The sequence below is a fragment of the Sphingobacterium sp. UT-1RO-CII-1 genome (genome assembly GCF_026711005.1).
GTDB lineage: Bacteria > Bacteroidota > Bacteroidia > Sphingobacteriales > Sphingobacteriaceae > Sphingobacterium.
In genome coordinates, this window is the sequence record NZ_JAPPVJ010000006.1 from 119,157 (window position 1) to 130,422 (window position 11,266).

Genomic DNA, 11,266 nt, shown 5'->3' on the forward strand with positions numbered 1-11,266 from the left:
CATTTTGATAAAAAAGGAACATACATATGTACAACGTATATAAATATTTCATTATCTAATTAATTTAGAATACAACTCATAATAAGACCGCCCCATAATCTGAGCTGTATAATGTGTCCTATACTTACTAAAAACATTCGCTTTCAACTCCTTACATCGAACATTCGCAATTTTTATTGCTCTTAACAAGCTATCAGAGTCATCTAATTGAAAGAAAGACACTTCATCCTCAGTAAAAATCTCTTTATGTACCGGTATAGCGGAACAAATGATAGTTTTACTCATTGCAGCTGCTTCCAAGAGCGAGAGAGGTAGACCTTCCATATAAGAGGGAAAGATATAAAAATCAAACAAGACGTTATATCGATTAGCCTCCAAACGACTGCCTAAAAAGATACATCTATCTTGAACACCTAAATTTATTGAAAGTGATTTCAAATTTTCCATTTCTGGTCCATCTCCTATTATTACAAATGCAAAATCAGCAATAAATGGCAAAATATTTACCACTTGATGAATACCTTTTCTTTTTGTTAGTACACATGCGACTCCTAGGATTTTATACTTATTACGCAATTTGTCAAAAACTAATTGGTCTCTTTCTTCAATCTCTTTATACTGAATATTTCTCCCGTTATTTATAACCACAAGCTTATTCACATCGATCTTTCCTACATAATGTTGTTTCATAACCTCAGTCAAAACAATCACACTGTCATGCCTTTGTAGCAGTTTCGTCCATAGTAACTCTACAAGATAACCAACAAGACTATTATATAGTACTTTATATTCTTCAAAAAACGAACTATGGATTGTACTGAAACATTTTCCTCGAAATTTCTTTCTATTCCTAAAGACATAAAAATCTGGTCGTATTCCATGACTATGTATAATATCACTTTCAAATAATACATTTAAACTTTTTGGATCTTTAATCCAAAAAGTTTTGCATGAGACAGGAATAGGATTCTTTATCTCATCTAAATAATAAATATACACCTCGCTTTCGGGACAGTATTTCGTTAAATAAGAGACTAAATCCCTAACTACCAAAATTGGTCCCATATTCTTTAAGGCTGGAACTATATAAGAAATTTTCATTTAACTATTTTTTCTGTTATAACACTTTTATACTCTTGAATAAATGCACTTTCCCCCATAAATTGATTAAACCTGAACACTGCATAAAGAAATAAAAAAAATAACATTAACCGTCGTATAGGTCGTATTCCAAAAGTGTACGGAAGAATAAAAACATAACAAAACTGTAAAATCAAACCAAATCGCGAAAGTATTGCAATCTGATTAAACAATGCTCCAAAAAGTACGGCCATTAAAGATACTTTAAGTAGAAACAAAAACTTTTCTTCACCAATATCCAATATTATTTGTTTACGAAAACTCCAAAATACCAAAGTACTTATACAATAAAAATAAATAGCAATACTATTTGCCTTCCCTGAGTAAACCTCTGACTCTAGATATGACTCATATCTACTCCCTCCAAGAAAAGGGCTTAAAGAGCTTGCTAAGAAATCACTAAGTGGAAGAAATGTTAAAAGTATAGAAATTCCTATTGCCATTAAAACTGTCATAGTATTTGCTTTAAATAATCTCTCTGTAATTATAATAAGAAGAGCAGATGCAGCACTTACATGAAATAGTATAGCACATAAGAAAAAAAAGTATGCTAATCTAAACTTACCATTATAGTATTTCAGTAGACTAAACCAAGCTAGATTCATTGCAACGCCAAACCTAATTTGTGTAAACCCTCCCCCTAGATACAATAATGCAACATACAAAAAAATGGAAATAAACCAATACTTGGAAAATCCTAAGATATTTTTATACAAAAAAAATATGTTAAGAAATGAAATAAAGGTCAGAAAAATATAATCAGCAGCTCCAAGCGAAACGAAAACAATATTACTGACCACAAACAGAGGCTCTCCATACACATCAGAAAAATAATAACTACCAGAAATAAGTTGTTCTAATGATGGAGTTTCAGTATATATTCTAACATACTCTTGATAGTCATTATCACAGTCATAACGTAAGCCAGCAAACAAACATAAATAGATTGATAAGAAAATCAGTAAAAATTTTTTTTGCTCCCTATTGATTGCAATTTTAAAATAATCGATTGCTCCAAAAAAGAAAAACACAAAAAATAAGATCCAATACCAAACCATTAACTACGAAGCTAGTAATTTATCAAATAGGCCAGTCCATTTTTCAAGAATTACATTCTTATTAAATCTCCGACTATCAACCTGTGCATTAATAGAAAGCTCTCTCCTTAGACCATCATCTCTCATAAAATTCTGTAAAGCATGAACAAAAGAATCACTATCTCCATCAGGAATTAAAAACCCATTATACCCATCCTCAATAATATCCCTAGGCCCTGTCAAACAATCATAACTTATTATTGGTAATCCATATGACTGAGCCTCTATTAATACCATTGGTAAACCTTCCCATTTTGAAGTCATAAGATAGACTGACGCTTGCTCATAATACTTTTGAACAGTATCGCTTGTAGGGAGTAAAAAAACATTCTTACAATTGTATTTATTAATCAAATTAGCAAGAGTATCTCGTTCCTCTCCATCCCCAATAATCTTTAGTTCCCAACCCTCAGCTTCTTTCCCTAAGAGGCTCCAAATTTCTATAAGCCTATCAAACGATTTCTGTTCAGTAAATCGCCCCACAGCTATAGCCACTTTGTTATCTTTAACAATCTCTCTTTTCTCGACAGGGAAAGTTAAAAAATTAGGAATACACATCATTTCTGCGCGACAATCAAAATTCTGCTCATACATGATTTTATCTCCCACTGTAAGAGTTACAATAGCATCGGCATAACGAGTAGCAATGTATCTTGAAAACTTTTCTTTGAAACTTTTAAAGATTAAAGACATATTAAAATGTTCCCAAACGATATTTTTATGTTTCAATCCTAAATTAGCACAGACCGTAAACACTGTTAGTAAAGCTCCAATATTAATGATAACAGACTGCCCCCCAAGACACAACAACTCTCTTCTAATTTTCCACACCACAAATGGGAACAAAATAAACAAACTATTATGTTTACTAAAAAGACGAACTATCTTGACTCGAGAATCCGTATAAAAAAAAGGCTTACCTGAACCAAATAAGCTAATTATTAAAACAGGCATATTATATCGAGCGACTAATTCATTTGCTAGACCAATACCAATTCTCTCAGTACCCCCTGAGTTAGAGATATTACTACTTATTAAAACAAACCCCATTTACTATAAATTAGACAACACCATAGTACCTCAACTGAATCAAAATCTATTCCCTATCTAAAATCTTTAAAACCTTCTAATTTTTCTAGCAAATTCCAAAAAAGACATATACAATGGAAAAACTACACGAACCACACTAAACTTCTTCTTTGAAATCATAGCAACGAAAAAATTTTCAATTATAGCTGTCTTTCTGAGTCCTACATAATATGACAAATACATAAATTTATTACATTCTCTAAGTGCGCTTAACTTCATCACAATACTATCATTCGATGATCTACCATTAGTATCTTTAAAGACAGACAGTAAAGCTAAGTATGTCAAAAGACCGAACAAAAATTTATACTGTTCTGTTTCAAGTATGCTCTCATGATATTTTGCTAGGGCAGAGTCTAACTTCTCTATAGTAAGCATATACTCTTCAAATGGAAATATCTTTGAAGTCGCTGATTCTCTAGTAATTTCGTAAAAATAATTCCCTTCATCTACGAATGAAACTTTCTCTATCGATGATAAAAATTTAAGATAAAAAATTAAATCTTCACAAAAACGTACTTCTTGATCAAAACGCAAACCATATCGATCTATTGTTTTTTTACAATATAATTTACAAGCCGCATAACCATTTTTCAAAATTGCGTTGAATTGGATCCAATATGCTATATCTAGCATTTCAAATGTTCCATATAGACCAACATTTGTTCTTTGCCTATCCCCTCTTTCTATTTTGACGATATCTTGCACGACCAATTCCGTCTCTTCTAAATTTGTTAATAAAAACGATTCTACATAATTTTTACCAACATAATCATCACTATCAACAAAACATACCCAATCACCATTACAATTATCTAACCCCAAATTTCTTGCAGCACTAACGCCGTTATTCGGTTGATGAAAAGCCAATATATTATTATGTTTTTTTGAATATTTATCACATATATTGCCTGAATTATCTGTACTTCCATCATTAACCAATACTATTTCTAAATGTCTGTAGCTTTGCTCTAAAAGAGAGTCAATACATCGCTCTAAAGTTTTTTCTGAATTAAAAACAGGTATAATAATAGAAACTCTCATACAAAACCTAAGAAGCTTAACAAAATTTTATTTTTTTAATAATACAGAAGATCTTCCAATTCATTATGCCCAGACACTTATGCCATAAAATCATATACTTCTTTCAATAGCTCTTTGCAATCGAAATTTGCTGAATAAAGACTTCATTTCGATTAAAACTACTATTAAAATTTCAAACACACTACAAACATATATTTTTGAGAATTTCCGACCTATTTAATTAGGACTTGCTTCACTTTTCATGACACTTCATCCTTGATCTCAATAATAATAAAGGTTGCCCCTAAACACTCTATTTATAGTTCTTTTCTAAATATGATAAAACACATCATTATCATAAATTTTAACTTGGTTATCTAATTTTTTTCTAAAACATCTCGTTTAAACAGCTAATTACTGAGAGTAAAATGTTAAAAATTCTCTGAATCTAAATATACATACCGAAACATCAATCTCCTCCATTCTAAAACTAAAACTAATTTACACTCCACATACTCTATCAATTGTTCGTATTAGACAAATAAAAATATCTAAACCTTATCTCCCATCCTGTTCATTATCCCCCTCTTGTAGTCATAGGAAGTCTCCCTCCAGAAACATTCTTCACTTTAATTTGATAAATACCACTCAGTTGTCATCACTCTTATTCCAACTTTAAAGATGCTTCATAGCTTAAGTAAGCTTTGTGATATGTATAGCATATACATAAACAGCGTAAAAATCCATATTTTAAAAATCAGCTTTTCAAAGAAGTAAACGAAGCTATTCAATTTTTCATCCATCAGCAACACATAGTCATTTTATGATTACATTTATTACCTTACCGCAAGTTTTTTGATAGAAATTCTAAAGAAGCCCTTCTAAGTTCATTTATTTTAAAGTTAATCCTTTCATAATCATAATGAAATTTTAAAAAACTTTCATTAAAACTATCATTAGAATCAATTAATCTTGATTCTAAACCAAATAGTTTAAGCAATGATTCAAATCTAGAGACACCTCGCTCCTTATTTATAATACTGATAAAAGGCTTATTAAATATAATAGAAAACACAGTGCCATGAAATGAGTCTGTTATGACAAAGTCAGCATCCCGGAAACTCGCTAACCACCCCTCAATAGAAGGGTATCCAAAGTTATCATAAGAGAAGGGTATATCTTTATTATTTTCTAAACTATATTTAGGATGATTATTAAATACTTCAGTCTCCAGCGATTCCGCAATATTGTTTATTATATTTGTTTTTTTTTCATCAGAATCTAAGACATAATTAAAAACACCTTTCCTTTTCTTAACACCCCGTTTATCAATTACTTTTAAATAATCCTCTTTTTCCAATAACATTGTTGGGTCTAGGACATGTTCGGCTGTGATTCCAAAATAATTATTACATAAAATCACAGCATCATCTTCTCTTACCCCAATAGCATTAAACTTCTTTGCGAGTTGACTACATTCATATCCTTGTTCTTCTGTATATTCCCATTCATTAGTTCCAAAAGAAACCGCATAAGCTAACTTTTTTATTTTTGGATCATCAGTAAAGTTTATAAAGTCATGTAATAGATTAATCGCATACTTAGGTCTCCAGACTTGATCACTTCCCACAAGTAGAATATCATATCCCCTTTCTATAACACAATGCTGTAACTTTTCATTAGTTGGATTGACTACATCGAACTTATTAATATGTGTTTTGATAAATTGCTGGCTCTCTCGAATAATTAGGTCTCTTTGATAGTTAAAAACAATTTTATTATTATGATGATTTAAAAGTAATTGTTTGATCTTCTGAATAGTAATTTTGAAGTCCGAAATAGAACTAGTTCTATTAATAGTTTCAACTTCAAAGCCCAACTTTTCTAATATACGTTGTAATGCATAATTTTGTAAAATCCCACCATAGTTTGAGATTAATGACTGCGTTAATATTCCTATCTTCTTTTTCATATTACTTCAACTTCTTAAAATTTTCCCAACTATCTCGCCTTAATGATAACGTAGTTCTAAATTCATCTTTACATATTCCTATTGGAATCATACAAATAATTTTTTCTGATTCAGGAATTGCTACAATCTGTGATACAGCTTTATCATCCTTTGCCTCCTTTCCCCAGTTTGCAGGACAATTTGCCACTTTATAAAAATGAAGTGCATATAGTAAGTTCATTAAATAAATACCTCCATCAATGTAAAATTGATTGCGCTCTCCGATTGTATAATAATACTCTCGATTATTTGTTAAAATTAGTAACTGTTCTACATGCTCAGTATAACCAACGAATCCTCCTTGTATTTCCAATAAAGAGTCTATCTTTTTCTTCTCCTCTACTAAATAAACATTACTCGCTTGCCGATTGCATACTGATGGCGCAGTATTAGCTAGTTGAATCACTTTCCGTAAAATATCCTCTTCTATTTTTTCTCCCGTAAAATCTCTTATACTCTTTCTTGAGTATGCAAAACGTTCGAAATTAGAAAAATTAATATTAGCATAAAATGCTTCTCTAGTAAAATCATAAACACCACTAAATTCACATGAGTAAGAAGCTCCTAAAATCTTTTTATAAGCTTTATATTGTTCTAATGTATAAAAATCACTTATGTCCCAATTTTTATTAGAGTGTAACTCATAATATTTGCACATCACTTCATAACCTACACGAATTTGAGAACGTGTGATATTTCTTTGCAATGTTGAATCTTCTAATATTTTATGAAGATTTATAATACGATAAGCAGCAAACCCTTTCTTCATATCTTTAAAAAGCATACCTTTTTCTAAACTATGATAATTTAAAATAAGGTCTGCCTCTTTATGATGTAAGCTATTAACATTGAACACTAAAGCATATTTCTTGAAAATTTTCAGATCAGTATAAAAATTTCTATACAAATCATATCTATGCTTCAACCAATAATAATATGGCCTTAATATTATTTTAATTTTTTCCATCTCATTAAGAAATAAAAATATGATTTAACAAAATTAGAGTCAAATAATAACCTGAAATTAGAGATAAGTAAAGAAACAGATTTGAAAAACATCTTAAAATCAGCCATTAATAATACTTCCTTTTTTAAGCTTAGATTATTAATTCCTCTAATTATTTGCATATTGTTATTTTTACAACAGTTTTTCTCTAATAAACGGATCTTAAGATTGGCTATATCTTTAAGACGTTTTACTTGATTAAAAAAATCACCTAAATCTCTAGAATGAGAATTGTCTCGTACTAAATACCCCATTAATAACTTTCTAATAGTAATTGTATCTTTACTACAAAATAGTGGAATAAACATTTGAAAGTTTTGCCCAATTCTATTTACTTCAATAGCTTCTCCTACATATTCTTTAACATATTCAGATTTAACCATATAGCAAACAGGAGCAAACCAAAAGTTGTTTTCAAAAACACAGTCCATAAACAAATTAGGATTATATGGGGTCTTAGGATTACCTAATTTACCAATAATTGACAAAGATTTTTCTGAATACATGTTTGCAAAAGCTCGAACTGATCCAACATTATTCTCTGATTGCTGTAGTGTTTTTACCATAACTTCTAATGCATTCTCTGAAATATAAAAATCATCTGAGTCAGGCCAAGTTAAATATTCTCCAGTGTAGAGTCTCAATCCAGTATTCAGAGCCTTTGCCTGACCACCGTTTAACTGGAAAACATATTTAAACTGATACCCTTTTAGCTTAAACCTATCCTCATACGATAAAATAATTTCTTCTGTATTATCTGTTGATCCGTCATTAATAATGATAATTTCTACAAAAGGGTACGTTTGCTTTAAAATTGATTCTAACAATCTATAAATATAAGTTTCGCCGTTATAACACGGAGTAATTATGCTTAACAAATTTTTTTCCATTTATCAACAACTAAATCTATCAACTGGTTTCTTTCCCTACTATTTAATCCAAGGCCAAAACTTAACAACATAACCAGCAATGAAGAAATTATACAAACGCTTAAAATACTTATTAAACTCTCACTAAATTGAACTGAAATATGCCTGACAAGAAAATATCCTACAATACAAATAATAAAGCATCTTAGCACTACTTCTCTATAAAATAATATGAAATCAAATTGATTAATATATCTTTTTAACAAAAAAGTATTTGATATTTGACCTGATAACATAAATATAATGCTAATTATAAAGACAAAATCAGGAGATTTTCCCAGATAAAGAGCGAGCCAAGAAAATGGTAAGATTAATACATACAAAGTTCCGTTTATTAAACTCATACTTCTGACTCGTCCTGTAGCATGAATCGAAAACATTATTGTTCTAAATACCACAGATATTAATGTGAAAATTAAAATTAGCTTGCAAAAAGAAACAGCAAAAGCTGGAATATTTTTCAACCATAATTTCAGAATGATCTCCATGTACAAATACATTGGCAATGAAATTATAAACATCAATAGAAAGGAGAACTTAGAGCCTATGAATACAAGAGAAAACATCCGATCATAATCTTTTCTTGCATAGTTCTGCACTAGCTGTGGTCGTATGGCGATTAAAAAGTTATCTATAAAACTATTTAATAATCCTTGAACTTGATTAGCTATACCTGTACTAGCATTGATGACTACTCCAAAGAACATGTTTAAAAGAATCATAACCCCCTCTCCTCTTGCCGCCACACTAAAATTACCAAATAAATCCCAACTAAAAAAAGAGATAATAGGTTTTGCTATTTCTTTATCAAACTTTAAAACAAGTTTACTCTCAGCTATGTTTTTATTACAATAAATAACATAAATAATTCTCATCAACAGACTTACTACAAAAACCATTAACGCATAGATAATTAGATTATCTCCTAAACCAAGTTTAACTAAGTAAACTACCAGTAAGTTTAGAAGAGACTGAGCAACGCCAAGGTAGGCTATAATCCTCATTTTCTCATATGCAATTAGCAAGGCATAATAAGGTATCTGCAATACAGCAATACACGATGTAATTAACGAAAGTTGATAGATTATTTTTACAGCTTCAAATCTCTCTATTGGGAAATTCAATATATTCATTACGACATAAAGTCCGACCGTCTCACCTATTACTAAAATTACTAAGCAAAGGAAAAAGTGTATAATAATGGCGTTATTAAATATTAATGAAACATTAGCTTTATCACCATTTGCCAAAGCAATATTCAAGAATCTAGCTGTTGCGGAGCTCATTGAACTCTGCAAAAAAGAAATAAAAATTACAATCCCCCCAACAACATTATATATACCATAATCTACAAATCCCAAAAACTCTAATAATAATCTTGATGTATACAATGATATCGACATAGAGATAAACATCCGTAGAAACAAAAAGATTGTATTTTTAGTTATTGTATTAGTATTCGTCATACGTTAAGACATCTACAAAATTAGATATTAAATCTATAAAAATCATCAACTACAATATAATAACTTACATCAAACCTCATATTAGGTACAAAAAAAAACGATATAAAAAAGCTATGGTTTGGATTATTAATCACTTTTTTCACAACCTCCCATCAATCATATCTTTCCTAAGAAAGGCCTTAGTATCAAACACAACTGAGTTATCATGTTTTAATTTATTAAAGTCGAGTCGCTTAAATTCTTCGTGAGCGACAGCTAATATTATAGCATCAAATGAGTGATCAGCACTAGAAATAACATCCCAACTTACGACTCCATACTCTTGCTCTACTTCCTTAGGGTCTGCCCAAGGGTCACATATATTAACCTTTATGCCATAAGAAATCAATTCATGATAAATATCAATAACTCGAGTATTTCGCACATCAGGGCAGTTCTCTTTGAAAGTAAAGCCTAAAATCAAAGCTTTCGCCCCTTTTATTTTGATGTCTTTTTGAATCATAAGCTTGACAGTCTTTTGTGCAACAAACTCACCCATCGCGTCATTAACCTGCCTCCCCGAAAGAATAACATCAGGATGATAGCCTAACATCGTCGCCTTATGAGTGAGGTAATAGGGATCGACAGAAATACAGTGACCTCCTACCAAACCAGGCTTAAAAGGAAGAAAATTAAATTTAGTCCCCGCAGCCTCGAGCACATCATGTGTATCGATACCCATACGATCAAAAATTAAAGCTAACTCATTGACAAAAGAAATATTAACATCTCTTTGTGCATTTTCTATCGCTTTAGAAGCTTCAGCAACCTTGATAGAAGGGGCTAAATGTGTGCCCGCTCCAATAATAGAAGCGTATAAATTGTCTATATATTTCGCTATCTCTGGCGTTGAACCAGACGTAACTTTTACAATTTTAGTCAAGGTGTTGACCTTATCTCCAGGATTGATACGCTCGGGTGAATAGCCTACAAAAAAATCGTGATTAAACTTTAAACCAGACGATTTTTCTAAAACGGGAACACAATCCTCCTCGGTACAACCGGGATAGACAGTAGATTCATAAATCACAATATCACCTTTTTTTAAAACGCTGCCTAACATTTCAGACGCTTTAAGTAATGGTGTTAAATCCGGTGCTTTAAATTGATCTATTGGCGTAGGTACAGTAATAATATATACGTTGCGCTCTGCTAAATCTTCCATATCAGCAGAAAAACATAGTCCCCACCCTTGATTTTGTTGTATCACATGATTAAGATCATTGATATTTGCTTCTTGCGTACGGTCATGACCTCTGCTTAATTCATTTACACGCTCTTCATTGATATCAAAACCTAAAACATCATACTTCTTAGCAAACTCTATAGCTAATGGAAGGCCTACATACCCCAATCCGACAACTGCTATTTTAGCATTTTCTACAACATCATTTGGTGTTTTTTCATTGCTAATCATGTTGTGTTTTCTGCTTGTTGCTTTTTTTATATTTTTTTGCTGAACTCTT

Annotated in this window: 9 protein-coding genes; all 9 read right to left on the reverse strand. The window is 30.9% G+C overall.

Annotation, left to right across the window (positions count from 1 at the left end; all coding sequences use genetic code 11):
• Nucleotides 1-51 precede the first annotated feature (51 nt).
• Nucleotides 52-1,065: a glycosyltransferase family 4 protein gene (locus ORI89_RS14150; RefSeq protein ID WP_268231152.1), complete on the reverse strand. Its 1,014-nt coding sequence runs from the start codon at nt 1,063-1,065 to the stop codon at nt 52-54.
• Nucleotides 1,066-1,097: 32 nt separating this feature from the next.
• Nucleotides 1,098-2,171: an EpsG family protein gene (locus tag ORI89_RS14155; protein WP_268231153.1), complete on the reverse strand. Its 1,074-nt coding sequence runs from the start codon at nt 2,169-2,171 to the stop codon at nt 1,098-1,100.
• A 30-nt stretch (nt 2,172-2,201) separates the two neighbouring features.
• Nucleotides 2,202-3,287: a glycosyltransferase family 4 protein gene (locus ORI89_RS14160; RefSeq protein WP_268231154.1), complete on the reverse strand. Its 1,086-nt coding sequence runs from the start codon at nt 3,285-3,287 to the stop codon at nt 2,202-2,204.
• Between the two features lie 66 nt (nt 3,288-3,353).
• Complete coding sequence (locus ORI89_RS14165; RefSeq protein ID WP_268231155.1) at nt 3,354-4,370, reverse strand: glycosyltransferase family 2 protein; 1,017 nt, start codon at nt 4,368-4,370, stop codon at nt 3,354-3,356.
• A gap of 820 nt (nt 4,371-5,190) precedes the next feature.
• Nucleotides 5,191-6,321 carry a polysaccharide pyruvyl transferase family protein gene (locus ORI89_RS14170; RefSeq protein WP_268231156.1) on the reverse strand — a complete coding sequence of 377 codons (1,131 nt, stop codon included), beginning with the start codon at nt 6,319-6,321 and terminating at the stop codon, nt 5,191-5,193.
• A gap of 1 nt (nt 6,322) precedes the next feature.
• Nucleotides 6,323-7,327: a nitroreductase family protein gene (locus ORI89_RS14175; protein ID WP_268231157.1), complete on the reverse strand. Its 1,005-nt coding sequence runs from the start codon at nt 7,325-7,327 to the stop codon at nt 6,323-6,325.
• On the reverse strand, nt 7,309-8,256 hold the full coding sequence (locus tag ORI89_RS14180; RefSeq protein WP_268231158.1) for a glycosyltransferase family 2 protein: 948 nt from the start codon (nt 8,254-8,256) through the stop codon (nt 7,309-7,311). Before ORI89_RS14180 ends, ORI89_RS14175 begins: the two co-directional genes overlap by 19 nt.
• Nucleotides 8,238-9,698 (reverse strand): hypothetical protein, encoded by a 1,461-nt coding sequence (locus ORI89_RS14185; RefSeq protein ID WP_268231159.1) that lies wholly within the window; start codon nt 9,696-9,698, stop codon nt 8,238-8,240. The genes ORI89_RS14180 and ORI89_RS14185 overlap by 19 nt, the downstream gene beginning before the upstream one ends.
• A gap of 202 nt (nt 9,699-9,900) precedes the next feature.
• A complete protein-coding gene (locus ORI89_RS14190) occupies nt 9,901-11,217 on the reverse strand; it encodes a nucleotide sugar dehydrogenase (RefSeq protein ID WP_268231297.1) in 1,317 nt (438 codons plus the stop codon).
• Nucleotides 11,218-11,266 lie beyond the last annotated feature (49 nt).

What these genes read in the sequence shown, in the direction of transcription:
- ORI89_RS14150 (WP_268231152.1), bottom strand. Translation starts at nt 1,065, where the DNA reads ATGGGACCAATTTTGGTAGTTAGGGATTTAGTCTCTTATTTAACGAAA.
- ORI89_RS14160 (WP_268231154.1), bottom strand. Translation starts at nt 3,287, where the DNA reads ATGGGGTTTGTTTTAATAAGTAGTAATATCTCTAACTCAGGGGGTACT.
- ORI89_RS14165 (WP_268231155.1), bottom strand. Translation starts at nt 4,370, where the DNA reads ATGAGAGTTTCTATTATTATACCTGTTTTTAATTCAGAAAAAACTTTA.
- ORI89_RS14170 (WP_268231156.1), bottom strand. Translation starts at nt 6,321, where the DNA reads ATGAAAAAGAAGATAGGAATATTAACGCAGTCATTAATCTCAAACTAT.
- ORI89_RS14175 (WP_268231157.1), bottom strand. Translation starts at nt 7,327, where the DNA reads ATGGAAAAAATTAAAATAATATTAAGGCCATATTATTATTGGTTGAAG.
- ORI89_RS14180 (WP_268231158.1), bottom strand. Translation starts at nt 8,256, where the DNA reads ATGGAAAAAAATTTGTTAAGCATAATTACTCCGTGTTATAACGGCGAA.
- ORI89_RS14185 (WP_268231159.1), bottom strand. Translation starts at nt 9,698, where the DNA reads ATGTCGATATCATTGTATACATCAAGATTATTATTAGAGTTTTTGGGA.
- ORI89_RS14190 (WP_268231297.1), bottom strand. Translation starts at nt 11,217, where the DNA reads ATGATTAGCAATGAAAAAACACCAAATGATGTTGTAGAAAATGCTAAA.